This is a genomic window from Pseudarthrobacter phenanthrenivorans (genome assembly GCF_036455295.1).
Classification (GTDB): Bacteria; Actinomycetota; Actinomycetes; order Actinomycetales; family Micrococcaceae; genus Arthrobacter; species Arthrobacter phenanthrenivorans_C.
Map to the genome: position 1 here is coordinate 1 of NZ_JAYXNX010000006.1, position 25351 is coordinate 25351.

The following is a 25351-nucleotide window of genomic DNA, read 5'->3' on the forward strand; positions in this document are numbered from 1 at the left end:
CCACCCGGCCAACGCCCGATCCGCCGGCAAATACGCCGACAGCCACGCCATCCCGTCCTGGTCCGGCCGGAACTCCACCCACCGGTCCGCCACCCCCTTGGCATGGCGCTTCTCAAGGCTTTCCGAGTGGTGACGTTCCCGCCACGTGCGGGCCTTGGCCCTGAACCGGTGCGCCGGCAGCTGCCCCACCGGGCACCCCCGGGCCGGGTTGGGGGCGTCCGGGTCCAGGAAATGCGCCTCCAACGCCGCCGCCCCCGCAGCATCCAGGCTTGCTGCCTCGTCCGCCATCACCACCGCGTGCTGCCACGACAACGTCCCTGCCTGCAGCCCCGCAAGGGTCCGCGGCAACGAGGTAACAACGGCATGAGCAGTGGCAAGGAACGATGACGCCGCCCGCGGCCCCAAAGCCAGCACACACCCGATCTCCGCCGCGACCGCCATCTCCTGCGCCTGCACCGTCACATCCGGTCCGGCAACAGCATGGGCGCTCTCCGCGTACGCCACAGCCGCTTTGGCCTTCACAGCTGCGATCCCTGCTTCCACCTCACGGGCACCGGCAAGAATGTCCAGGCAGCCATCCGCCAAACCAGCCAACGGATCCGCCACCGAAAACGGCTCTGGACCAGAACCGTCCACCTCTGAAAGGAGCACGGCAAGGGCGGCGCGCATATCCACTAACGCCCTAACCACCGCCGCTTTCCCCATAAACCCATCATGACAAGGGGGTCTGACATTCTGGCCGTCAAGACGTCAGCTCAGGCCTGCATCCCACTTTCCAACAACTGCTCAAGCCCCTGTTTGAAGCCGGACCGCCCTCCATGGGCCGGGTGCCGGATTTTTGGCGCGGACAGACCACTGCGCTGCAGGCTGTGCTGGGCCACGTTGCCCACCGCCACGATGGAGGTGACTCCGAACAGCTCCGCCAGTTCCTGCCAGAAAGCCGTGCCAAGCTTGGTTTCGGACGGCCTGGGCGTGCGGTTGGACATCGGCTGCCCCGGCTTGTGGGTGTGCCAGGGAAAAGCACTCCACAGCAGCGGCAGGAACTCCACTTCTTCCAGGACTTGCCAGAGCACGGTGGCGGTGGGCTCGGCGGCCACCCCTGCAGCGTCGGGCGGCAGCACGTAGCCCTTGCCGGGGCCGAAGAGCCCAAAGCTATTGGCGGGTCCGCCGAGGATGACCCTGTTGGTGAAGGGCACCCCGGTGATCCGCATGCCCCTGAAGCCCGGTGCCTCCCCCACCAGCAGCACCTTGGGCCGCCGCTCCAGCATCTCCTGCAGGTAGAGCTCAAGGTTGTGCCTGCGCAGCGCGTTTGCCGGAACTTCATAATTGAAGAAGTTGGTGCACGCAGGTCCCAGCTCAACGGTCGCGAGACGCTCAACGAACCCTGTGATGCCTGAATCCGTCATTCGCCGGACTTCTCGAGGACGGCAGCCAAACGCTCTGCTGCAGAGGGATCGGCTTTGTGAAGGCGCGCCTTTCGAAGGTTCTCGCGCACGATCCAGCGAACGTCCTTGTCCTGGCTGCGTGCCCACTTCGCGAGGTGCCCGAAGCCGCTGGCGGGCGCGGCGGCAACGGCAACGCTCCAGCAGTATCCAAGCCCCTGGCGCACCACGCGGAACTGCTCCGACCTCCGGGATGCAGGATCCGCTCCTTTCACCGAGCCGGTAATCCTGTCGAGGATCTCAACCGCCTTGGCCGCATCCTCCGGAGCCTGCAGCAGCCGCGGTTCACAGATCCCGGCCGCAATGGCGCGCTGCACCAGCGGGTCGCCGTCCACCCATTGTTCCGCCAGGGCCCACAGCGCAGGCATGTCGGCGTCCCCCAGCCGCTGCAGGGCCATGGCTACCCCTTCCCGCACCCGCCAGCGGTCGTCTTCGGCCAGCGCCCGGAGCTTTGTGGCTGCGTCAGAGTCACCCTCCGCAAGCAGGCGGCCCAAGCCAATGGCGCCACACATGGCCAGGTACTCGTCGGAGCTCCCAGCGCACAGCCGCACCAGGCGCGGCTCCGCGACGTCGGCAAAGGCCGCAGCCAGTTCGAGGTTGCCGCGGGGACCGGGAAGACCGGACTCAGCGTCCAGGTAGGAGGTCCATTCCCCTTGCGGCAGCGATTCCAGCACCGCCCTGTAATCCGACCGCTTGCTCACCGGAACCTCCTCGCCACCGGACAGATGCTGAACCGGAAAAACTCCTACCAGCGCGGGTGGATGGCTTCACGGAAGTAGTGGTCATAGATCCAGCGGACGCCGTCGTCGAACTCCTTGCCGATGCTGACGGCAGCCGCGGCGGCGTTGGCGCGGGCCTGCTCCACGTTACGGGCGCCGGGAATCACGCTGGTAACTCCGTCCTGGGCAGCGATCCAGGCGATGGCGGCCTGGGCAGTGGTGGCACCGGAAGGCACCAGCTGTTCGAACTCCTTCACTGCCTTAAGGCCCAGCTCGTAGTCCACACCGGAGAAGGTCTCTCCGACGTCGAACGCCTCGCCCTTCCGGTTGTAGTTCCGGTGGTCGTTCTCCGCGAATGTGGTGTCCTTGGAGTACTTTCCGGACAGCAGGCCGGACGCCAGCGGCACGCGGGCGATGATGCCGACGCCTGCAGCCTTGGCGGCAGGAAGCACCTCGTCCAGCGGCTTGAGCCGGAAAGCGTTCAGGATGATCTGCACGGAGGCGGTTCCCTCGTGCCGGATGGCCTCCAGGGCTTCGTCGGTCCGCTCAACGCTGACACCGTAGTTCCGGATGGCACCTTCGGACACCAGGGTGTCCAAAGCGTCGTACACCTCATTGCTGCTGTACACAGGCGTGGGCGGGCAGTGCAGCTGGACCAGGTCCAGGGTGTCAGTGCCCAGGTTCTTCCGGGAACGGTCCACCCACTGGCGGAAGTTGGCCAGGTTGTAGTTTTCGGGGCGCTGCTCCATGCGCCGGCCCATCTTGGTGGCAACCGTGACGCCGAGTCCAGGCTGGTCCGCGAGGAACTTCCCGATTGCCTGCTCGCTCTTGCCGTCGCCGTACACATCGGCGGTGTCAAAGAAGGTGACTCCCGCTTCCACCGAGGCTGCGAGGATGGCCTGCGCCTGTGCCGGGTCCACGTTGCCCCAGTCCGCGCCGAGCTGCCAGGTACCGAGCCCCACGATGGAGACGTTCCGTCCGGTCTTGCCTAAAATCCGCTGTTCCATCCCCCGACTATATGCAACGATGCAACCCGGGGTCAGATCCGACCCCGCGTTGTTCCCGCACAAGCGGAAGTATGACCATCGGTTGCCCTAGGAAGTAACCTGCTCCAGCTTGGGCACCAGCCCCGCTTCCTTGAGCCCCAGGTAAATACGGTCCCGCGCGATGGGCAGGGATGCAAACCGCACGCCCGTCGCGTTCCGGATGGCATTGGCCAGGGCCGGCGCCACCGGGTTGAACGGGCTTTCACTCATTGACTTGGCACCCAGCGGCCCCAGCTTGTCATTGGTGTCCGCGAAGTACACCTCGCTGCGCGGCACGTCCGCAAAAGTAGGAATGTGGTACTGGCGCAGGATGTCCGTGGTGACCTTCCCGGCGTCGTCCACCACCACCTCCTCATACAGTGTGGCGCCCAGGGCCTGGGCGATCCCGCCCTCGATCTGTCCGCGGCACTGGCGCGGGTTGACCACCACGCCGGCGTCCGCCGCCTGGACGCTTTGGAGGATCTTCAGTTCTCCGGTGCCGCGGTTCACCGCCACCCGGAAGCCGTGAACGTTGAACGCCACGGAGCGTGGAGTGCCGCCCCAGCGCCCTTCCGCGGAAAGTTCGACGCCGGCATCCGCGGCAGCCTGCGCCAGCTCAGCCAGCGCCACGGACTTCCCGTCGATCACCACGGCGTCGCCGTCGAGGACACATGCGGAGGCCTGCGTCTGCCGGATGCCCGCGGCAAAGGCGCGGATCCGGACAGCCAGCTCTTCCGCTGCCGCAAGGGTGGCCTTGCCGGCCACCACGGTGCCGGCCGACCCGAACGCGCCGGTATCGTGCTCCACCAGGTCGGTGTCGGATTGGCGCACCGCCACCTTCGATGCTTTCGTGGACAGGGCCGTGGCAGCCAGCTGGGCGTGCACCGTGGTGGTGCCATTGCCGAACTCGGCGGTTCCGACGTCGGCCTGGTACGTTCCGTCCGGCAGGAGCCGGACGTGGGAGTGGGCAAAGTGCCCACGCGGCGGCACGGTGTCGATCATGGACAGGGCAGCGCCCTCACCCACCATCCAGTCCGGGCCAAGATCATCCAGGCCTGCCTCCCGGTACCTGGCCTTGCCTCGGTCCAAGGCGTCCCGCACCAGGTCCAGGCACTGGTCCAGCCCGTAGCTGCCGTAATGGACGTCCTCCTCCGGGTCGGGCTGGGTGGACAGCATGTGATCGCCCTCCCGGACCATGTTCCGTCGCCGGAACTCCAGCGGATCCATCCCGATCCCTGCCGCCAGCTCATCCATGGCGGACTCGATGGCGAAGATCATCTGGCTGAGCCCATACCCGCGGAACGCGCCGGCAGGCACGGTGTTCGTATATACCGAGCGCGCGTCCACTTTCTTGTTCGCGCAGTTATAGACGGCCAGCGACTCCCCGCAGCCGTGGAACATGACCCCGGGACCGTGGTTTCCGTAGGCACCGGTGTTGGTGACCACGTCCAACTCCAGCGCGGTAAGCCTCCCATCAGTGCTGGCTCCGGCCTTGAGCTTGATGGTGAACGGGTGCCGGGTGGTGGTGGCCGTGAACTGTTCGGTGCGGGTCAGTTCCAGCTGGACAGGCCGCTGCAGTTTCAGGGCGGCGAGCGCCACCAGGTCCTCGGTGAGGACTTCCTGCTTGCCGCCGAACCCACCCCCCACGCGCCCGGCCACCACGTGCACACTGTCCTCGTCGAGCCCGAAGACCCGGCACAGCGTGCGGCGGACCAGGAACGGCACCTGGCTGGAGGTACGGACCTGGAGGCGTCCCTGGGCATCCACAGAGGCGACGGCGGAATGGGTCTCCAGGGCAACGTGCTGCACCCGCTGGGTTTGGTACGTCTGTTCGTGGATAAAGTCAGCGGCCGCGAAGCCGTCAGCTATGCTTCCCAGCTCAGAGTGCAGTTCCGCCACCACGTTCCGGTCCGGAGCGGCAATGCGGGACGCGAACGCTTCCTTGTCCCCATGGACCAGAGGTGCGCCGCGCAGGAGGGCCTCCTGTGGCGAGAAGACCGCCGGAAGCTCCTCATACTCGACTGTCAGCACACGGACCCCCGCCTCGGCGGCAGCCACAGATTCAGCCACGACGGCGGCCACCCGCTGCCCACGGAACCGCACCACGTCATCAAGCACCCGGGTATCGTCCGGGTCGTCGGTGAAGAGCTCATGCTGGGCCGTGGAGAACAGCTGCTCCGGCGCATCCTCATGGGTGAAGACCGCCACCACGCCCGGCACGTTCAGCGCCGCACCCTTGTCGATGGACACCACCCGGGCGTGGGCGTGCGGCGAGCGCAAGATCTTCATATGCAGCAGCGCCTGCTGCTGGTCATTCGGGAGGTCCAGGGTGTAGCGGGCCGCGCCCGTCACCACGGCCCGGCTGGCCGGGGCGGGAACATCGTCGCCCAGCCGGCCCGGCTCAGGATCCGGCTGCCCCTCCCCCGCAATGCCGGAACCCTGCCCAGCCGGAGCAGGGTGGCCGGCGTCTCCGCAGACCGCATCGGCGATGGCGCGGTACCCGGTGCAGCGGCAGAGGTTGCCCTTGAGGTTCCGCGGCAGGTTGTCCCTTTGTTCGTCGTCGAACGTGGCCGCCGTCATCACCATGCCCGCCGTGCAGAACCCGCACTGGAAGCCCTGCCGCTCCATGAACTGCTGCTGCACGGGATGCAAGTCCCCATCACCCCTGGCAGCCGCAGCCAGCCCTTCGATGGTGGTGACCGCGCGCCCCTCGGCACGGACCGCGGGGTAGATGCAGCTGTGCACCGGTACACCGTCCACGTGTACAGTGCAAGCGCCGCAGTCGCCGCCATCGCAGCCCTTCTTGACACCGGTGTTGCCCTGCTCGCGCAGGAACGTGCGCAGGCACTGCCCGGGGCGCGGAGCAGCTCCAGCCGGAGCGCCGTTGATCTCGATGGCCATGCTCAGGCCCCTTTCGAAAGTGTCGTGGCCCCGGATCCCGGCATCCTGCCGTTCCGTGGCGGCCAGAAGTCCCCGGACACGGCCGGGCCGGGCGTCCCTTCGGGCGATTCCAGCTCGGCGCGGATTTCCTCGGCAAGCCGGTAGGTCATGTCTCGGCGCCACGCGGGCAGTCCGTGGACGTCGTCGTGGTAGAGCGCCGCCGGGATGGCGTCATCCAGCGCGGCGGCCAGCCGGGCCGCGTCGGGGACTGTGTCAAAGCGCAGCTGCACGGGCCTCTTCGTGGCCGCGGTGACGGTCAGCACCAGGGAGGTGCCGCCGTCGAGCCGTCCAATGAGCAGCGCCCCGGAACGGCCCAGGTTGCTCAGCGACAGGCGGCGGAACGCCACGCGGGCGGAAAGGGACGACGCCGGGAGCTGGACACTGCGGAGCAGCTCGCCGGGTGCCAGGCAGTTTGCCGCGTCCCCGGTGATGAAGTCGGCCACCGGTACCGTGCGGCTGCCGCCGCCGGGAGCGAGGATGGTGGCCGCCCCGTCCAGCCCGGCGCAGAGGGAGATGACAGGTCCGGCGGGCAACGACGTGCAGAGGTTCCCGCCCACGGTGGACATGTTCCATATCTTGAACGAGGCCACAAAGGAATCGCAGCATGCCCGGACCAAGTCCAGGGCCGGCCAGGTGCGGCCGGAGACCTGCGCTGAATCGGGAAGGCTGTACAGCTGCGCGATGGTGCAGGTGGCGGCGAGGTCGATGCCGTCGTCGCTAACGGTGATGGGGGTCCACCCGGCGTCACCGAGGTCCAGCAGGCGTGTGAGCGGCCGGGGCCCGAAGGCGTAGCTGCCGTAGGAGAAAAGGACCGTACCGCCGGCAAGCCAGGCATCGCCGTCGCGCCAGTCTGCGGGGTCGGTGGTGGGGACCACCGCCTCGATGGTGTTCATGTCCATGCGATCTCCTGCGTGCTGAAGTCTGTTGTCTTGAGGTCTGTGGGCGCTGTTGCCGGCGCGCTGTGGTGGATGGTGCCGGTGGTGTCGCGCAGCGGCAGGCAGCTGGCGGCGCGGTTGCGGGCGGCGATCAGTTCGGCGGTGACGGACACCGCCACTTCGGCGGGGGTCACCGCTCCCAGGTCCAGCCCGATCGGTGAGTGCAGCCGGGCAATCCGCTCCGCCGGGACGCCTGCGTTGAGGAGTTCACCGACCCTTTGCAGGTGGCTGCGGCGGGACCCCATGGCCCCCACATAGGCAAGGTCCAGGGTCAGTGCGGTTTCCAGCAGGGGGACATCGAACTTGGGATCATGGGTCAGGACGGCCGCAACGGTGCGGCTGTCCACGCGTCCGCCGGCCGCTTCCGCTGCCAGGTAGCGGTGCGGCCAGTCGGTGACCACCTGGTCCGCCGCGGCGAACCGGGGCTGCGACGCAAACGCCGGGCGGGCGTCCACCAGGGTCACGTGGTAGCCCAGCAGTTTGGCCGCCGGGACCAGTGTCGCGCCGAAATCGTTGGCACCGAAAACCAGCATGCGGGGCGGCGCAAGGCGGGACTCCACCAGGACGGCGGACCCGGTGGAACGGTGGGCCTGGTTGGTGCGGTCCGAGGGGCACTCCCCCGCCCGTGCAACGCGCACCACCCCTGGGCCGCCACGGTGCACCAGGAATTCCACCTGGGCAGCGGGTTCCCCACCCAGCAGCGATGCCAACGTCGGCTCGGCCGCCACACGGAACGCCTCCGGATGGGGAACCACGACGGCGGTAGCGCCCAGGCTGCCCAACCCACGTACCAACGCCACGGATTGGTCCGGGCCAAGTCCGGCGAGTTGCAGCAGGGCCGTCCGCAGGGGGTGGGCGGCTTCGGCGGGGACGGGCTGGATATGGATGGCGAGCTCTCCCCCGCAGGTGAGTCCCGCCGCGAACGCATCGGCGGAACTGAAGCCGAAGACCCCATGGCGCGGAACGTCGTCGTCCATTGCCTCCTGCGCGAGCGCCACAACGGCCCCCTCCACGCAACCGCCGGAAAGGCTGCCCAGCACATCGCCGGACTGCGTGACCAGCATGGAGGTCCCCACCGGCCGGGGGACCGACCCGGATGCACCCACGACGGTGGCCACGGCGAACCGCCGGCCCTCTAGCCGGAGGACCCAGGGGCCCAGCGAAGGGATCAGGTCAAGCATGGCGGCGCTCCTTCTTCCGCAGCGGTGGTGTCCATTGTCTGTCCTGCCAGTCTGTCCTGCCAGGGGCCGGACCAGGTGTTGGTCCGGCCCCTGCCGGTGGTTGGGATAAGCGGTCAGCCGCCCAGCAGGGCGTTGATGGGTCCGCGGGCGAAGTACACCAGGAATCCTGCGCTGACCACCCACATGAGCGGATGGATCTTCTTCGCCTTGCCCGATGCCGCCCCGATCACGGCCCAGCTCACAAAGCCGACGCCGATGCCGTTGGCGATCGAGTAGCTCAGCGGCATGGTGACGATGGTGAGGAAAGCCGGCAGGGCCACGGTGAACTTGGTGAACTTGATCTCGCGGATCTGCGCCATCATCATGGCGCCCACCACCACTAGCGCGGCGGCGGCGACCTCGAGCGGCACCACGCTGGTGAGCGGGGTGAGGAACATCGAGCCGAGGAACAGCACTCCAGTGACCACCGACGCCAGGCCGGTGCGGGCGCCTTCGCCTATCCCGGCGGCGGAGTCGATGTACACCGTGTTGGAGGACCCGGAGGTGGCCCCGCCCGCCACGGCGCCGAAGCCTTCCACGATGAACGCCGACTTCAGCCGCGGGAAGGTGCCGTCCTTGTGGGCGACGCCGGCGCTCTTGGCCAAGCCGGTCATGGTGCCCATGGCGTCAAAGAAGTTGGTGAACACCAGAGTGAACACCAGCATGGTGGCCGCGAGCCCGCCGATCCTGCCGAACGAGCCGAACAGGTCGAAGTGGCCCACCAGGCCCAGGTCCGGCGCCGAAACCAGCCGGCCGGACAGGACGGGCGTGTTCAGGTGCCAGCCGCCTGGGTTGGTGGCGCTGGCCGGGCCCAGTTTCATGACGGCTTCGACGACGGCGGCCAGCACGGTGGTGCCGACGATGCCGATGAGCAGGCCGCCCTGGACCTTTCGGGCCACGAGGATGCCCATGGCAAGGAGGCCGACGACGAAGACGAGCGTGGGCACGGAGGTGATGGAGCCGCCGTCGCCCAATTGCACGGGCGGTCCGCCGGTGGTGGGCCGCACGAATCCCGAGTCAACGAAGCCGATGAAGGCGATGAACAGGCCGATGCCCACGGTGATGGCGGCCTTGAGTTCCTTGGGAACGGCCCGGAAGATGGCGCTCCGGGCGCCGGTGACGCCGAACAGGACAATCAGGATGCCGTTGATGACCACCAGCCCCATGGCCTCGGGCCAGGTGACTTCGTGGATCACGGAGACTGCCAGGAAGGAGTTGATGCCCAGCCCGGCGGCGAGCCCGAAGGGCAGGTTGGCGATGAGGCCGAAGAGGATGGTCATGACGCCGGCGGTGAGGCCGGTGACGGCACCCACCTGGGAAGCGGACAGCCAGCCGCCGGCGACGTCGGTGGGCGCGTTGTCAGCGCTGAACCCGCCCAGGATGAGGGGATTCAGGATGACGATGTACGCCATCGTGAAGAAGGTGACCAAACCACCGCGGAATTCGCGCGCCAGGGTGGAGCCGCGATGGGTGATGTGGAAGAAACGGTCAAGGAAGGAGTTTGATGCCGGCAGCTTGGGCGCGCCGGGGGCCGGCCGGGTGGCGGGCGTACGTGGAGCCGCATGCTCCTCGTGGGAACGGTCCAGGATGGTCATCGAAGCCGCCGGGCCTAGTAGTCGATCCTGGATTCGAGCGTGTTCCAGGTATTGAACGGCTCCAGCGGGGCCGGGGACTGGGGATCGCCCAGCACCAGCTTGGATACCGGCATCAGGGAATCCCTGTCCTGGTTTTCAAAGTATTCGTAGAAGACGGCGTCATCGAAGCCGACGGACGCGGCGTCGTGCCGGTCGGCGGCGTACACCACGCGGCTGATCCGCGCCCAGAGCGCCGAAGCCAGGCACATGGGGCACGGCTCGCAGCTGGTGTAGAGGGTGGCGCCGCTGAGGTCGAAGGTGCCCAGTTCGCGGCAGGCGGTGCGGATCGCCGTGACTTCGGCATGCGCGGTGGGATCGTTGTCCGCCGTGACGCGGTTGACGCCGTCGAACGTCTGTCCGTCCGCCGTGACGATCATGGCCCCGAAGGGGCCGCCGCTGTTGAGGACGTTGGCTGTTGCCAGCCGGATGGAGCGGGCCAAAAACTGTTCGGCCGTGACGGTGGTACTCATGATGCGACTTCCTTTTGCCGGGAAGCCTGACGCCGCGCAATACCAGTAGGACCAGGTGCGAACGGTTACCAGGCTTCAGCATGTGCTGTGAAGGTTAAGTTGCGCCTGGTAGATAGCCTCCCGTGTTCGGGTGCCCGCCTTTGGCAGAATCGAGATTAGCACCGCTTTGTGGTCAGCGCCATAGTTTTCTGGAAATTTAATTTCGCTATGTGAAATCCAGGTTTCGCGTTCTTCACGGCCTGCGAAGCCGGGCGGCCGCACACAGCGGCGTCGACGCAGGTGCGGGACGGCTGGACGCAGGTGCGGGACGGCTGACAGCCGCGCGGGCCGCTGCTAGCGTGGCGGCATGACCCCGTCAAAGACGCCGCCCGAGGTTCTCGACATTGATGGAATCGAAGTCCGGATTTCCAGCCCGGACAAAGTGGTGTTCCCGGAGCCGGGGCTGACCAAGCTCGATCTGGTGCGGTACTACTTGGCAGTGGCCGACGGTGCGCTTCGTGGCGCGGGCGGTCGGCCCATGGTTCTCAAGCGCTTCCCGAAAGGCATCGATGCCGAGCCGTTCTTCCAAAAACGCGTGCCGGAAAACCACCCTCCCTTCATCGATACCACCACGCTGCATTACGCATCAGGGACCTCGGCAGAGGAGGCCGTGATCCGGGATGCCGCGGGCCTGGCCTGGGTCATCAACCTTGGCTGCCTGGACCTGAACCCGCATCCGGTCCGGGCGGAGGACCTTGAGCACCCGGACGAGCTGCGGGTGGACCTTGACCCCATGCCCGGCGTGGACTGGCCGCAGATCGTGGACGCGGCGTACGTAACGCAGGAGGTCCTGGACGACGTGGGCCTGGTGGGATGGCCCAAGACCAGCGGTTCGCGCGGCCTGCACATCCTGGTCCGCATCGCCCCGGAATGGTCCTACCGGGATGTCCGGCTCGCGGCAGAAACCCTGGCGCGGGAAGTCGAAAACCGGGCCCCCGGCCTGGCTACGGCGCGCTGGTGGAAGGAGGAACGCGGTGAGAGCGTCTTCGTGGACTTCAACCAGAACGCCAAGGACCGGACGGTCGCGTCCGCTTATTCCGTGAGGCCCCTCCCGGACGCCCGGGTTTCCACACCGTTGACGTGGGAAGAGATGCGGACTGCCCGGCCTGGCCAATTCACGGTGCCCACGGTGCTGCAGCGGTACGCGGACATCGGCGACCCCCACGACGGCATTGACGGTGCGGCCGGCAGGCTGGACGGGCTCCTGGCCCTGGCCGAGAGGCTCGGGCCCGCGGAGAAGGCCCCGCGCAGCGGCAACGGATCGGGCCGGCGGCAGTCGCTGATGCCGCTGATCGAGGTTGCCAGGACCAGGACGAAGCCGGAAGCGCTGGCGGCGCTGGATGAATGGAAGTCGCGGCACTCCGACGTCGTACCATCCCTCCGTCCGGCAGATGTCCTGGTGGACGGCATGCGCGGGTCCAGCTCACTCTGGTACCGCGTGCGGGTCAACCTGCAGCACATTCCCGAAGCGGGCCGGCCGCCGCAGGAGGAGCTCATAGCGGACTACGACCCCTGGGCCGGCAGGCAATGGCCGGGGCGCCCCGGCTCCTGACGCGTTACTCCCACGCCCGCACCCAGTCCACGCGGACGGCACTGGCCTCGCCAAAGATCCGCTTCTGCGGATAGAGCCCGACGTTGAGAAGCAGATAGTGGGGCGCGTTATTGTCCTGGGTGGGGTAGGACGAGACGAGGCGGCCATCGAAATAGATATCATTTACGCCCGCCTTTCGGTGGACGCCATAGGTATGGTACCCACCGGCCCAGCACCCCAGGATGCCTTTTGCCATCGCGGTTACCGGCGAGTGATAGACGGTCGACATGTCCCCCGCCAGCGGTTCAGCAATGTCGATCTCGCCGGTGGCCGGGAAGTTTTGTCCCACAGTCCACCAGGCAGGCCAGTTATTGATGCCGCCGGAGCAGGTTCCGGGGAAGAAGATCCGGGCCTCGACATAGCCGGTGGTGTACTGGAAGCCGACGTGCCCCGGAACGCCGTCCTTCGGATTAGTCGACAGCAGCGCGCCGGACTCGGCGTCCGACAGCTTAAGGACGGCGTTGCCGTTTTCAACCTTCACGTTGCTGGCGCAGGTCTTGACCCCGTTCTTCATCGAGTTTGAATCGCAGTCCTTGAACCAGTACGGGGTCCAGACGGCGGTGTTCAGTACGTCGAACTCCTCATCGAAAACGAGCTTCCACGTGCCGGGAGGTCCCGCCGGACCCGACTCCGTGCTGGCCACCACCGGCGCATCCTTGACGGAAGCGTCGCTTCCCGAGTCGCCGGCCTTCAGACCGTCGGACTGGCCTGCTCCACCCGTATGATCCTGGGCAGCGGAGGCACCCGAACCGTCCTTCCCGGCGGTCACTTCCGGCGCCGGCCCAGCCGCGCTGGAGCCCGGAGAGGACGGCGCCGCGCCGGCACTTGGCACCGGAGCGTTTTGTCCGCTGCCGGTCCCAGCAGGAGAGTCATCAACGGAACCTTGGCTCCGGACGGCGCTGGCTGACAGGCCTGCGAGGACCAAAAGACAGCAGAGGAACTGCAGCAAGCGGTCTCTGGCTTGGTGCATGGCTTTCCTTCCCTGCCCTTTGCGGAGGCCGGCCGGCCCGGACTAAGCGCCAGGACATGGCTTGTGGCCTATCGTGCAAGGGTAAGGAGAACCCTGGGGTGGCGTCGTGAGTAGCAACTACTCGCCTTTGCGGCTGCCGCCACCCGGGATGCTTTGGATGTACTCGCACCCCCGGGATGCGGACAGGGGGCTATCGCCTGGCCGCGCGCCCCCCGAAGACAGGAAGGGACTGGATCCAGCGGGAGAAACGGCCGGTGGAATGTTGGCGCTCCTCCGGCACATACAGGTCCGGATCGATTCCACCGCCAAGTGGGAGGTAGAACTCCGGGGCGGTGGCTCCTGCGGCCGGCGCTGCCTGAACGGGACGGGTGTCCTGCTGGTACATCGAAACCTCCTTATTTCGTATTGCGGAAAGCAATTTTTGCCTAGTGAAATTCTAGGCGGCTCCGGGAGGAAGGGTCAATACTCCCACCGAACGATCTTTCACCGTGCCGGTCACAAAGCGGATTTTAAATCTGTGATGTACACCACCGGCATTCGGCTGTACGCTGTTATCCAACTCGTGGCGTATGTCACGTAACCTGGGAGCAGCAGGCAGGGTCGTAATGAGCTGGCATCAACGGATGCCGGCTCTTTTTTGTTGGGTCGGCTCCATCGGAAACGCGCATGAAACGCGCGCTTAATTTCAGTGATGGAACCTAGGTTCCACCTACCGGAAGTTGGGAAAAGACCATGAGCAGCAAGATCATTCTCGGCAGCAACCAGTTCGGCAAGGCCGAGGTCCGGGTAGTCAAGATCACCCGCGACACGGACCGCCACCAGATCGAAGACCTCAACGTCACCTCGCAGCTGCGCGGCGACTTCGAGGCCGCCCACCTGGAGGGCGACAACAGCCACGTTGTGCCCACCGACACCCAGAAGAACACCGTCTACGCGTTTGCCCGTGAGGGCATCGGCTCCCCGGAAGCCTTCCTGCTTCGCCTCGGCGAGCACTTCACCTCAAGCTTTAGCTGGGTGGATGGCGGCCGCTGGGAAGCAGAGTCCTACAGCTGGAACCGCATCCAGGCCCACGGCAGCGAACACGACCACTCGTTCGTCCGCAACGGCCAGGAAGTCCGCACGGCAGTGCTGGTTCGCGACGGCGCTGCCGAGCACCTCATCTCCGGCCTGAAGGACCTGACCGTCCTGAAGTCCACCCAGTCCGGCTTCGTTGGCTACCCCAAGGACAAGTACACGACCTTGGCCGAAACCACCGACCGGATCCTTGCCACCGACGTCTCAGCGCGCTGGCGGTTCAAGGCCGGCACCGACTTCACGTCCTTCGATTTCAACAAGAACTACGAAGACGTGAAGAGCCTGCTGCTCGAAGGGTTCACGGAAAACTACTCGCACGCCCTGCAGCAGACGCTTTTCGACATGGGTACCAAGGTCCTTGAAGCCCACCCCGAGATCGACGAGATCAAGTTCTCCATGCCCAACAAGCACCACTTCCTCGTGGACCTCTCGCCGTTCGGCCTCGACAACCCCAACGAGGTCTTCTACGCGGCGGACCGCCCCTACGGCCTGATCGAGGCCACGGTCCTTCGCGAAGATGCCGTAACCGCCGAAAACGCGTGGACGGGCATCGCCGGCTTCTGCTAAGCCAACCCGGCGCCCGGCCTGCCGGAATCGAGGCTTCGGCAGGCCGGCCGCCCGCAAGACACCCGCAGTTCCGCAAGACAGCAGTACCGCAAAACTTCGACGTTAGCCAGACAAAGTTAGCCAGACGATGACGTCTGCCATGAACCAGGAAAGTCTGCCATGAACATCAGGAACAACCCGTCCCTTGACACCAACACGACAGCCGGGGACACCAAGAAACGGACCAAGCGCCCCACCACAGGACGGCCGGAAGACGAACGGCTGTCAATCGGCAGCAGCTTCGCCTACGGCTTCCAGCATGTCCTCACGATGTACGGGGGAATGATCGCCGTCCCGCTCATCATCGGGCAGGCAGCAGGCCTTGCCCCCGCCGACATCGGCATCCTCGTAACGGCAGCCCTCTTCATGGGCGGGTTGGCAACGCTCATCCAGACCCTGGGACTCCCGTTCTTCGGCTCACAGCTGCCGCTGGTCCAGGGCGTTTCCTTCGCCAGCGTCGCCACCATGCTCTCGATTGTCACCAGCGGCGGTGGCCTCCCCGCCGTCTTTGGCGCCATTATTGCCTCTGCCGCCATCGGCCTGCTGATCGCCCCGGTTTTCTCCAAGATCGTCCGGTTCTTCCCGCCGGTGGTCACCGGAACCGTCATCACCACCATCGGGCTGACATTGCTGCCCGTTGCCGCAAACTGGGCCATGGGAGGCAACAGCAAGGCACCTACCTACGGCAGCACCGCCAACATCGGCCTCGCAGCGGTAACCCTCGTCCTGGTCCTGGTCCTCAGCAAGGTGGGAAGCGCCACCCTGTCCCGGCTCTCCATCCTGCTCGCCATGGTTGGCGGAACCATCGTGGCAGTGGTCACGGGAATGGCGGACTTCTCGAAGATCGCCGACGGCCCTATTGCCGCATTCCCCACCCCCTTCCACCTGGGCGCACCCACCTTCGAGCTGGCAGCGATCATCTCCATGGTGATCGTGGTCCTGGTCATCATGACCGAGACCATGGCGGACATCCTTGCCGTGGGCGAAATTGTGGGCACCAAGGTCGACTCCAAGCGCATCGCGGCAGGGCTGCGGGCTGACATGGTTTCCACCCTTGTGGCGCCTGTATTCGGCTCCTTCCCGCAAACCGCGTTCGCCCAGAATGTTGGCCTGGTGGCGGTCACTAAAATCAAGAGCCGCTACGTTGTGGCCGCCGGCGGCGTGATCCTGGTCCTGCTGGGCCTGCTCCCGGTCCTTGGCCGCGTTGTCGCCGCCGTGCCCACCGCCGTCCTGGGCGGCGCCGGCATCGTCCTCTTCGGAACCGTTGCTGCCAGCGGCATCCGAACGCTGGCCAAGGTGGAGTACCGCAACAACATGAACCTGATCATCGTGGCTGCCTCGCTGGGCTTCGGGATGATCCCGATCGTGGCCCCCACCTTCTATGACCAGTTCCCCTCCTGGTTCAGCACCATCTTCCACTCCGGCATCAGTTCTGCTGCCCTCATGGCCATTTTGCTGAACCTGCTGTTCAACCACCTCAAGGCCGGCAATTCCGAGAACCAGTCTGTTTTCGTGGCAGGAACAGGCCGCGTGGTCAGGGAGGAGGACCTCCACTGCCTGGCCGAGGGCGACCGGTTTGAAAACGGCAAGCTCATCGACTGTGACGGCAACGAAGTCCCCATCCAGTCATCAGAGAAGGCATCAGAACACTGATTCTGCCTGGAACAAACTGCGGCGGCCCCTCCCGAAAGGGCGGGGCCGCCGCAGTGCGTGTTGGATCAGCCGATGCAGCGTGGCGTCAGGCGCGGTTCAACTCGCGGGAGATGGCCTCGGCGGCTTCCTTGAGGATGGGCACGGCTTTGTCGGCAAAGTCTTCATCCACCCGGGATACGGGGCCGGACACCGAGATTGCAGCGGGCGTGGGGGCATTGGGCACTGCCATGGCGAAGCAGCGGACGCCAAGCTCCTGTTCCTCCTCGTCAATGGAGTAGCCACGCTCACGGATGAGTTTGAGGTCGGCCAGGAGTTCCTCCACGTCGCCGATGCTCTTTGGCGTGGGGGTGGGCATCCCGGCGCGGGCCACGATGCCGCGGACAGTGTCGTCGTCCAGCTGGGCCAGGATGGCTTTGCCCACGCCGGTGGCATGGGTGTGGGCCCGGCGGCCAACCTCCGTAAACATGCGCATGGAGTGCAGCGACGGCACCTGCGAGACATAAATGACCATGTCCGAATCCAGCACGGCCATGTTGGCGGTCTCCCCCAGCCGGTCCACCAGGATCTTCAGCTGGGGCTGGGCCAGGGCGCCGAGTTGCTTGTTGGCGCCCTCCCCCAGCCGGATAAGGCGGGGGCCCAGCGCATAGCGCCGGTTGGGGAGCTGGCGGATGTAGCCCAGTGATACCAGGGTGCGGAGCAGGCGGTGGATCGTGGGGAGCGGCAGGTCGGTGGACGAGGAGAGCTCGCTGAGAGTGACGTCCCCGCCGGCATCGGTGATGAGCTCCAGCAGTTCGAAGACGCGCTCCACCGACTGCACCCCACCAGAGGCTTTTTCTGCCATTCCGTTGTCTCCTATGGCTCGGAATCCGACAACTCTTATCCGCATCGTGAAAAGAATTGCTTAGAACACCCAAGATACAGCACACCGTTGCCCGCCGCGACGCGGAGGGGCAGTCGTATTCGGAGGGGTTGTGTTTCCATAAAGTAGATAATAATATCCATAATACGAAAACATTCGGATCAGAGCTTAAGCCGGACAAGGCCTAAACAGGAGGACATTCAATGGCGAACCCCAGCCCCGGAAATTCGATCACCCTGCGCGTGGAAGCGCCGTCAAGCTTCAGCGCCACCAGCGAGCTTGCCGCTGCCGTCGGAGCGGCCGGTGCCGCCATTACCGCACTGGATGTCACCGAGTCCCACCACGAGACCCTGGTAGTCGACGTCACCTGCAATACGACGGACGATGCCCACGCAGCACGCGTCAAGGACGCCCTCAACGCCCTCGACGGCGTGACCGTCCAGCACGTCTCGGACCGCACTTTCCTGATGCACCTCGGCGGCAAGCTCGAAGTCGTCCCCAAGGTTCCCCTGCGCAACCGCGACGACCTCTCCCGCGCTTACACGCCCGGCGTCGCCCGCGTATGCCTGGCGATCGCCGAAGATCCCGCGGCAGCCCGCAACCTGACGGTCAAGCGCAACACGGTGGCCGTGGTCACCGATGGTTCCGCCGTACTGGGCCTGGGCAACATCGGTCCCGCCGCGGCCCTGCCTGTCATGGAGGGCAAGGCCGCCCTCTTCAAGCAGTTCGCCAACGTGGACGCCTGGCCCGTGTGCCTGGACACCCAGGACACCGAGGAAATCATCCGCACCGTCAAGCTCCTGGCACCCGTTTTCGGCGGGGTGAACCTCGAGGACATCGCCGCTCCCCGCTGCTTCGAGATCGAGGCGCGCCTGCGCGAGGAACTGGACATCCCGGTCTTCCACGACGACCAGCACGGCACGGCCATCGTGACCCTGGCCGCCCTGGTCAACGCGCTGCGCGTGGTGGACAAAAAGATTGAGGACGTCAGGATCGTGGTCTCCGGCGTCGGCGCTGCCGGCTCCGCCATCATCCAGCTGCTCAAGGCCCAGGGCGCCCGGCACATCGTGGCCGCTGGCCGTTCCGGTGCCATCCACAAGGGCGAGGCGTACAACGATCAGCACCGCACCTGGATCGCCGAGAACACCAACCAGGAAGGCTTCTCCGGCAGCCTGCACGAGGCCCTGGTGGGCGCCGACGTCTTCATCGGCGTCTCCGCCCCCAACATCCTCGGCGAGGAGCACGTCGCCTCCATGGCCAAGGACGCCATTGTGTTCGCCATGGCCAACCCCACCCCGGAAGTGGACCCGGCCATCGCCTCCCGACACGCCGCCGTCGTGGCCACCGGGCGCAGCGACTTCCCCAACCAGATCAACAACGTCCTGGCCTTCCCCGGACTCTTCCGCGGACTCCTGGACGCCGGGGCCAGCGACATCACACCAGACATGCTGGTGGCCGCGGCAGAGGCAATCGCAAACCGGGTGAATGATAATGAGCTCAATGCGAGCTACATCATCCCCAGCATCTTCGACCCGCACGTGACCGCGGACGTCGCGGCCGCCGTCGCGGCCGCAGCCCACGCCTCAAACGTTGCAACGGCTGCCGAACCGGCCGAATCCGCCGCGGAGCCGGCACTCGCCTCCGCCTGACCGACTGACTTCCAGCCAAAGGAAAGGACCAGAAATGGCCATCACCGTCACAGATCCCCGGCCGATCCCCCGCGCGGAGGAGATCCTCACACCCAAGGCACTGGCCTTCGTGGAGGAACTCCACACCCGGTTCGCCGGCACCCGCAATGACCTCCTGGCGGCACGCGCCACCAAGCGGCAGCGGGTTGCCGAGACCGGCAAGCTGGACTTCCTGCCGGAGACCCAGGACGTGCGCGACGGCGACTGGAAAGTCGCGCCGGCGCCCGCAGCTTTGCAGGACCGCCGGGTGGAGATGACCGGGCCCGCCTCGCCGGCAAAGATGGCCATCAACGCCCTCAACAGCGGCGCCAAGGTGTGGCTGGCGGACCTCGAGGACGCCAGCACACCCACCTGGGCCAACGTCATCGACGCCATCCTGAACCTGCGGGACGCCGCCCAGGGCACCCTCAGCTACACCTCCGATGAGGGCAAGGAGTACCGCCTGCGCACCGACGCTCCGCTCGCCGTCGTGGTGGCCCGCCCGCGGGGCTGGCACATGCAGGAAAAGCACCTCCTCATCAACGGCGAGCCCGCCGTGGGCGCCCTGGTGGACTTCGGCCTGCACTTCTTCCACATCGCCAAGCAACTGGTGCTGAACGGACAGGGCCCGTACTACTACCTGCCCAAGATGGAAAGCCACCTCGAGGCCCGGCTGTGGAACGACGTCTTCGTCTTCGCGCAGGACTACCTCGGCCTGCACCAGGGCACCATCCGGGCCACGGTGCTGATCGAGACCATCCCGGCCGCCTTCGAGATGGACGAGATCCTTTATGAGCTGCGGGACCATGCTTCAGGCCTGAACGCCGGCCGCTGGGACTACCTGTTCAGCATCATCAAGTACTTCCGCGACGCGGGAGAGGAGTTCGTCCTGCCGGACCGCGCCTCCGTGGTGATGACCGCCCCCTTCATGCGTGCCTACACTGAGCTCCTGGTCAAGACCTGCCACAAGCGCGGCGCCTTCGCCATGGGCGGCATGGCTGCGGTCATCCCCAACCGCCGCCACCCGGAAGTCACCGCAGCCGCCTTTGAAAAGGTGCGTGCGGACAAGACCCGCGAGGCGAACGACGGCTTCGACGGTTCCTGGGTGGCCCACCCGGACCTGGTCCCCACCTGCCGCGAAGTCTTCGACTCGGTCCTGGGCGAGAAGCCCAACCAGGTGGACAAGCAGCGTCCGGAGGTTTCCGTTACTGCCGAACAGCTGCTGGACGTCCAGTCCGCCGACGGCCAGGTTACTGAGGCCGGCCTGCGCCTGAACCTCTACGTGGCCGTCGCCTACACAGCGGTATGGCTGTCCGGGAACGGCGCCGTGGCCATCCACAACCTGATGGAGGATGCCGCCACCGCCGAAATCTCCCGCTCCCAGGTGTGGCAGCAGATCCGCAACAAGTCCATCCTGGCCGACACCGGCAACACCGTGACCAGGGAACTGGTGGAGCGGATCCTCGGCGAGGAAACGGAACGGCTCCGCACCGAATTCGGTGACGAGGCGTTCCGCCGCTACTACCAGCCGGCCGGCGAGCTCATTGCCGACATCTGCCTGTCGGATGACTACACGGACTTCCTCACCACGCCGGCCTACGAACTGGTGGACTGAGATGGCCGGACCCAAGTCATCGCTTTCCGCCGGGGACCTTGCGCACATTGACGGCCAGCTTGCCGCGACGGACCGGCTGCTGGAACAGAACTATCCGGGCGACGACGGCTCCCGCCAGCCCGTGCACACTGTGTACGTGCCGGCAGACCGTTTCACGCCGTCGCTCGCTGCCGACTGGGGCGCCCAGGCGACGGCGACGGCGGAAGCCCACGGCGGCTTCGAAAAGCTGGGGCGGCTCCTGGGCCAGGACGCGGCCCTCGCCGGGGCCGTCGCCGGCCGGGTGGCAGCAAAGCTGGCGGACGAGCCCATCGAGGACCTGCGCCTGGACTTTGAGGACGGATTCGGGGACAGGGGCGACGACGCCGAGGATGCCGCCGCGGTTGCCGCGGCTTCCGCGGTGGCCACGGCAGTCGCTGCCGGGTCCGCTCCCCCGTTCATCGGCATCCGCTTCAAATGCTTCGAGGCTCCCACCCGGGCGCGGGGGCTGCGGACACTGGACCTGTTCGTCTCGGGTCTCGCCACCGCCGGGGAGTTGCCGGACGGCCTGGTCCTGACCCTGCCGAAGGTGACCACCGTGGCCCAGGTGCAGGCCATGGACTACGCGGTGTCCCGTCTGGAGGAAGTCCACGGACTGCCCCCCGGCAGGCTCCGCTTCGAGGTGCAGGTGGAGACGCCGCAGCTGATCCTCGGTCCGGACGGTACGTCCCCGGTGGCGCAGCTGCCGCATGCCGTGCCCGGTCGGATCAGCGGCCTGCACTACGGCACCTACGACTACTCCGCGTCGCTGCAGATCTCCGCTGAGTACCAGTCCATGGAGCACCCGGTGGCCGACTTCGCCAAGGAAGTCATGCAGCTGGCCGTGGCCGGCACCGGCATCCGGCTCTCCGACGGCTCCACCAACATCATCCCCGTGGGCGACAACGTGGAGAACGCCTGGCAGCTGCACGGGCGACTGGTCCGCCGCTCGCTGGAACGCGGCTACTACCAGGGCTGGGACCTGCACCCGGCCCAGCTGCCCAGCCGGTTCACCGCCACCTACGCGTTCTACCGCCAAGGCCTGCCGGCCGCCGCGGCCCGCCTGCGCAACTACGTGGAACGGACCGAAGGCGGGGTCATGGACGAGCCGGCAACCGCCCGCGCCCTGGCCGCGTTCGTGCTCCGCGGCGTCCAGTGCGGCGCTGTGGGTGCCGAGGAAGTCCAGGCGCTTGCCGGCGTCGGAATTCCGCAGCTCACTGCACTGGCGCACCCGCGGCTGGCCATCACTTCCAACCCGTAATCAAAGGATTCCTTCCATGGGCAAGTACTACTCCCCCACCGGCGGACTGCCGCCGCAAACGCACCTCACCACCGAGCGGGCCATCGTCACCGAGGCGTACACGGTGATCCCCAAGGGCGTGATGACAGACATCGTCACCTCCAACCTGCCTGGCTTCTCCAACACCCGGTCGTGGATCATCGCCCGTCCCATCTCGGGATTTGCCACCACGTTCTCCCAGCTGATCGTTGAGATCGGCCCCGGCGGCGGCGTGCCGAAGGCCGAGTTCGAGGCAGGGGTGGAGGGCGTCGTCTTCGTCACCAGAGGCAAGGTCAACCTCATGCTCGACGGCGAACTCCACCAGCTGGAGGAGGGCGGCTATGCCTACCTGGCCGCCGGTGCCCAGTGGGGCCTGGAGAACGTCTCGGACGACGTCGTGTCCTTCCATTGGATCCGCAAGGCCTATGAACGCCTCGAGGGTTATGAAGCAAAGTCCTTCGTCACCAACGAGAAGGACGTGGAGCCCACGTCCATGCCGGACACCAACGACGTCTGGAAAACCACCCGCTTCACGGACTCCAATGACCTGGCGCATGACATGCAGGTCAACATCGTGACGTTCCAGCCCGGCGGCGTGATCCCGTTCCCGGAGACCCACGTGATGGAGCACGGCCTGTACGTCCTGGAGGGCAAGGCCATGTACCTGCTTAACAACGATTGGGTGGAGGTGGAGGCCGGCGACTTCATGTGGCTGCGCGCCTTCTGCCCGCAGGCCTGCTACGCCGGCGGCCCCGGCGAGTTCCGCTACCTGCTGTACAAGGACATGAACCGCCAGGTGAAGCTCACCTAGCCCGCTCCCCTTCGGGGACTGGCAGAGGCCGTTATGGAATCCATAACGGCCTCTGCTTTTTGTGCTGCTGGTGCGGCTTAGGCGCCGGGGTTGAGGACCACCTTGATGCAGCCGTCCTCCTTCTTTTGGAACTTCTCGTACAGGGCTGGCGCACCGTCCAGGCCCGAACGGTGGGTGACCAGGTCCATGACACCCAGCGGATCGGCGTCGTCCTCCACGAGGGGAAGGATGTCATCGGTCCAGCGCCGCACGTTGCACTGGCCCATACGTACCTGCAACTGCTTGTCGAACATGGTGAGCATCGGCATGGGGCTGGCAGTGCCACCGTAAACGCCGCTCAGGGACAGCGTGCCGCCCCGGCGCACCGCGTCGATGGAGGCGTGCAGGGCCGCCAGCCGGTCCACGCCGCCGGTTTCCATGGCCTTCTGCGCGAGCTTGTCCGGCAGCAGCCCCAGCGCCTGGTGGGCGAACCCTGCCACCGGGGAGCCATGTGCTTCCATGCCGACGGCGTCAACCACAGCGTCCGGGCCGCGCCCGCCGGTCATTTCCCGGAGCTCGTCCCCAATGGTCTTGCTGTAGTCCAGCGTTTCCACGCCGTGCCGCGCAGCCATCTCCCGGCGTTCGGGGACGGGATCGATGCCGATCACGCGGAAGCCGCGGTGCACGCCGATGCGGCCGGCGAACTGTCCAACGGGTCCCAGGCCGAACACGGCAAGAGTGCCGCCGGCCGGTACGTCCGCATACTCCACGGCCTGCCAGGCGGTGGGAAGGATGTCGGAGAGGAACAGGTAGCGCTCATCCGGGAGTTCACTGCCCACCTTGACGGGGCCGTAGTCGGCATGCGGAACGCGGAGGAATTCAGCCTGGCCGCCGGGCACGGACCCGTACAGCTCCGAGTAGCCGAACAGGGCAGCGCCGGATCCCTTTTCCTTGACCTGGGTGGTTTCACACTGGGACTGCAGGCCCTGCTTGCACATGTAGCAGGAGCCGCACGAGATGTTGAACGGGACCACCACGCGGTCGCCCTTGCGGAGATTGGTGACGCCGCTGCCCACCTCCTCCACGATGCCCATGGGCTCGTGGCCGATGACGTCGCCTTTGTGCATGTAGGGGCCCAGGACTTCGTAAAGGTGGAGGTCGGAGCCGCAGATGGCGGTGGAGGTGATGCGGACAATCGCGTCCGTCGGTTCCTGGATGACGGGATCGGGCACTTCTTCCACGCTTACCGACCGTTTTCCTTGCCACGTCAGTGCTTTCACAGTCTCCCTTTCGTCTGCTTTGCGCCGGGGGTTCTCCCGGAGCGGGGCAGGGTACCCGCGGGAACCCTTTCTTCGACGCTATCGGTTTTAAGGGAAAAAAGTAAGCATGCTGATCAAAAGCTTGTGGCACGCGCCGGCTGCTCCTAGCGTAGGAAGAGTCCAGGACGATCAGGAAAAGCACGCGAAAGAGGAACGCCATGTCGCTGTACCAGCCGGAACCGGTCGAGATCTCCACGCGCATGCGCCCGGGTGAGTGGACAGAGGAAAGCCTGGCCCAACTGGTCAGCACCTACCGGACACGGGTGGAGGAAATGGGCGCGCCCGCGGCGGAGGTAGCCACCGACGTCGAACGGAACGACGACGGTTCCGTCAAGGTGGTGGTGTCCTGGACCAAGCCCGCCATTGCCGGCAATGAGGACTCAGCGCCGGGCGGCCAGCCGCTGTGAGCGGAAGCGGGCCTCAGGAGTTCGGCTGCAATGCCAGCAGCCGGCCAATGGCACTTGAGGCCAGGTTCTGCAGCAGATCGCGCGGTCCTTCGTAAACCTCGACGGCGCCCGCCTCACGCAGTTGCCCTGCCTGGATGCCGCCGCAGGTAACCCCGATAGCCGGGATGCCCAGCGCCGCGGCAGCCTTCATATCCCAGACGGCGTCACCGACGTAGACGGCATTCCCGGCCTCCACTCCCACGGCTTCGAGGGCAGCTTCGAGGATGTCCGGCGCCGGCTTGCTTTCCTCCGCATCGTTGGCGCTGGTGGCGGCGGCGATGAAGGCGTCCGCCTCAAGGACAGAGCGCATGACCTGCAGGTCCCTTTCCCTTGCGGAGGAAGCAAGCGCGACGGCAAGGCCGCCGGCGTGGCACTGGCCCAGCAGATCCTTGGCGCCGTCAAGGGCGCGCAGCGAGGGCCAGCGCGAGGCATACAGCGCACCATGGCTGGCCATGATGTCTTCGTCTTCATCACGGTCACGATCGGACGGCAGCAGGTTGTCCACAAGCCGGGCGCCGCCCATCCCGACAAGTTGATGGATGGCCGCCATGGGCACGTCATGCCCGTACTGGCGGAACGCGCCCCACCAGGCGACGGTGTGGATGTAGGACGAGTCGATCAGCGTCCCGTCAACGTCAAAGAGGACCCCCCGGCGCGGACCGCCAGGGGGTGTCGTAGCCTCGGACATCAGCCCACCGCTGCCCGTCGCACGTCAGGGGCCTTCTTGCGCCTGGCGGCCTCCTCCTTGGCGGAGTTGACCGGCCGCACACGTTCACGGATGACCGTGCCCGCGCCGTCCAGGCTCTTGTCCCGGATAAGGCCCGTGCCGGCAATCTCGCGGGCCATCGCCACGCCGGCCACAGCAGCCCTCTTGGTGGGGAAGGTGACCGAAATGGCCATCAGGTTCCCGCTTCCGTCCATCATCCTGATCCGGTAACCGCCGTCAGGGGCATCCACGAGCTCGAAAAATCCGGCCATAACTATCACTCCTCCATCAATCACGGCATTGTGCTTGGGAGCACTCCATGAGGTGTTAGTAAGTA

Annotated in this window: 22 protein-coding genes and 1 pseudogene; 8 read left to right on the plus strand and 15 right to left on the minus strand. The window is 66.3% G+C overall.

Annotated elements, in window-relative coordinates:
• The 9 genes and pseudogenes from VXJ37_RS09360 to VXJ37_RS09400 all read right to left on the minus strand — a co-directional run.
• Positions 1-705, minus strand: a pseudogene (locus VXJ37_RS09360) (DUF222 domain-containing protein); the annotation flags it as partial.
• Positions 706-755: 50 nt separating this feature from the next.
• The gene (locus VXJ37_RS09365) at positions 756-1406 is read right to left on the minus strand and encodes a uracil-DNA glycosylase (protein ID WP_331322765.1); all 651 of its coding nucleotides are present in this window, start codon (positions 1404-1406) and stop codon (positions 756-758) included.
• Complete coding sequence (locus tag VXJ37_RS09370; RefSeq protein WP_331322766.1) at positions 1403-2143, minus strand: HEAT repeat domain-containing protein; 741 nt, start codon at positions 2141-2143, stop codon at positions 1403-1405. Before VXJ37_RS09370 ends, VXJ37_RS09365 begins: the two co-directional genes overlap by 4 nt.
• A gap of 44 nt (positions 2144-2187) precedes the next feature.
• The gene (locus VXJ37_RS09375; RefSeq protein WP_331322767.1) at positions 2188-3168 is read right to left on the minus strand and encodes an aldo/keto reductase; all 981 of its coding nucleotides are present in this window, start codon (positions 3166-3168) and stop codon (positions 2188-2190) included.
• An 87-nt stretch (positions 3169-3255) separates the two neighbouring features.
• Positions 3256-6087 carry a molybdopterin-dependent oxidoreductase gene (locus VXJ37_RS09380; RefSeq protein ID WP_331322768.1) on the minus strand — a complete coding sequence of 944 codons (2832 nt, stop codon included), beginning with the start codon at positions 6085-6087 and terminating at the stop codon, positions 3256-3258.
• 2 nt (positions 6088-6089) lie between these two features.
• Positions 6090-7025 carry an FAD binding domain-containing protein gene (locus VXJ37_RS09385; protein ID WP_331322769.1) on the minus strand — a complete coding sequence of 312 codons (936 nt, stop codon included), beginning with the start codon at positions 7023-7025 and terminating at the stop codon, positions 6090-6092.
• Positions 7016-8242, minus strand: a complete 1227-nt coding sequence (locus tag VXJ37_RS09390; RefSeq protein WP_331322770.1) for an XdhC family protein — start codon at positions 8240-8242, stop codon at positions 7016-7018. Before VXJ37_RS09390 ends, VXJ37_RS09385 begins: the two co-directional genes overlap by 10 nt.
• Positions 8243-8355: 113 nt before the next feature.
• Positions 8356-9876, minus strand: a complete 1521-nt coding sequence (locus VXJ37_RS09395; RefSeq protein WP_331322771.1) for an NCS2 family permease — start codon at positions 9874-9876, stop codon at positions 8356-8358.
• Positions 9877-9890: 14 nt separating this feature from the next.
• Positions 9891-10385 carry a nucleoside deaminase gene (locus VXJ37_RS09400; protein WP_331322772.1) on the minus strand — a complete coding sequence of 165 codons (495 nt, stop codon included), beginning with the start codon at positions 10383-10385 and terminating at the stop codon, positions 9891-9893.
• Between the two features lie 346 nt (positions 10386-10731).
• Here VXJ37_RS09400 and ligD point away from each other — a divergent pair, with 346 nt between their 5' ends.
• Entirely contained in the window at positions 10732-11976 is a 1245-nt protein-coding gene (gene ligD / locus VXJ37_RS09405; protein ID WP_331322773.1) for a non-homologous end-joining DNA ligase, read from the plus strand.
• Between the two features lie 4 nt (positions 11977-11980).
• Here ligD and VXJ37_RS09410 read toward each other — a convergent pair whose 3' ends face one another.
• Positions 11981-12985, minus strand: coding sequence for a glycoside hydrolase family 16 protein (locus VXJ37_RS09410; protein WP_331322774.1), 1005 nt, complete (start codon positions 12983-12985; stop codon positions 11981-11983).
• 190 nt (positions 12986-13175) lie between these two features.
• Positions 13176-13370 (minus strand): hypothetical protein, encoded by a 195-nt coding sequence (locus VXJ37_RS09415; RefSeq protein ID WP_331322775.1) that lies wholly within the window; start codon positions 13368-13370, stop codon positions 13176-13178.
• Positions 13371-13717: 347 nt separating this feature from the next.
• Here VXJ37_RS09415 and pucL point away from each other — a divergent pair, with 347 nt between their 5' ends.
• Together pucL and VXJ37_RS09425 are read left to right on the plus strand one after the other, a co-directional pair.
• A complete protein-coding gene (gene pucL / locus VXJ37_RS09420; RefSeq protein ID WP_331322776.1) occupies positions 13718-14626 on the plus strand; it encodes a factor-independent urate hydroxylase in 909 nt (302 codons plus the stop codon).
• Positions 14627-14785: 159 nt separating this feature from the next.
• On the plus strand, positions 14786-16318 hold the full coding sequence (locus VXJ37_RS09425) for a nucleobase:cation symporter-2 family protein (RefSeq protein WP_331322777.1): 1533 nt from the start codon (positions 14786-14788) through the stop codon (positions 16316-16318).
• An 85-nt stretch (positions 16319-16403) separates the two neighbouring features.
• Here the strand turns inward: VXJ37_RS09425 and VXJ37_RS09430 are convergent, their stop codons facing one another.
• On the minus strand, positions 16404-17159 hold the full coding sequence (locus tag VXJ37_RS09430; RefSeq protein ID WP_331322778.1) for an IclR family transcriptional regulator: 756 nt from the start codon (positions 17157-17159) through the stop codon (positions 16404-16406).
• 221 nt (positions 17160-17380) lie between these two features.
• On the opposite strand from VXJ37_RS09430, the gene VXJ37_RS09435 reads away from it, so the two are divergent.
• From VXJ37_RS09435 to VXJ37_RS09450, 4 genes are read left to right on the plus strand one after another with little or no spacing between them, the layout of a single operon-like run.
• Positions 17381-18826 carry an NAD-dependent malic enzyme gene (locus VXJ37_RS09435; protein WP_331322779.1) on the plus strand — a complete coding sequence of 482 codons (1446 nt, stop codon included), beginning with the start codon at positions 17381-17383 and terminating at the stop codon, positions 18824-18826.
• A 34-nt stretch (positions 18827-18860) separates the two neighbouring features.
• Entirely contained in the window at positions 18861-20459 is a 1599-nt protein-coding gene (gene aceB / locus VXJ37_RS09440; RefSeq protein ID WP_331322780.1) for a malate synthase A, read from the plus strand.
• A 1-nt stretch (position 20460) separates the two neighbouring features.
• Entirely contained in the window at positions 20461-21735 is a 1275-nt protein-coding gene (locus VXJ37_RS09445) for a DUF6986 family protein (protein WP_331322781.1), read from the plus strand.
• A 16-nt stretch (positions 21736-21751) separates the two neighbouring features.
• Positions 21752-22564, plus strand: coding sequence for a bifunctional allantoicase/(S)-ureidoglycine aminohydrolase (locus VXJ37_RS09450; RefSeq protein ID WP_331322782.1), 813 nt, complete (start codon positions 21752-21754; stop codon positions 22562-22564).
• A 77-nt stretch (positions 22565-22641) separates the two neighbouring features.
• Here the strand turns inward: VXJ37_RS09450 and VXJ37_RS09455 are convergent, their stop codons facing one another.
• Complete coding sequence (locus VXJ37_RS09455) at positions 22642-23823, minus strand: zinc-dependent alcohol dehydrogenase (protein ID WP_331322783.1); 1182 nt, start codon at positions 23821-23823, stop codon at positions 22642-22644.
• A 197-nt stretch (positions 23824-24020) separates the two neighbouring features.
• Between VXJ37_RS09455 and VXJ37_RS09460 the strand changes: the two genes are divergently transcribed.
• Positions 24021-24269 carry a hypothetical protein gene (locus VXJ37_RS09460; protein ID WP_331322784.1) on the plus strand — a complete coding sequence of 83 codons (249 nt, stop codon included), beginning with the start codon at positions 24021-24023 and terminating at the stop codon, positions 24267-24269.
• 13 nt (positions 24270-24282) lie between these two features.
• Here VXJ37_RS09460 and VXJ37_RS09465 read toward each other — a convergent pair whose 3' ends face one another.
• Entirely contained in the window at positions 24283-24996 is a 714-nt protein-coding gene (locus VXJ37_RS09465; RefSeq protein ID WP_331322785.1) for an HAD family hydrolase, read from the minus strand.
• Positions 24996-25286 (minus strand): hypothetical protein, encoded by a 291-nt coding sequence (locus VXJ37_RS09470; protein ID WP_331322786.1) that lies wholly within the window; start codon positions 25284-25286, stop codon positions 24996-24998. Before VXJ37_RS09470 ends, VXJ37_RS09465 begins: the two co-directional genes overlap by 1 nt.
• Positions 25287-25351: the final 65 nt, after the last annotated feature.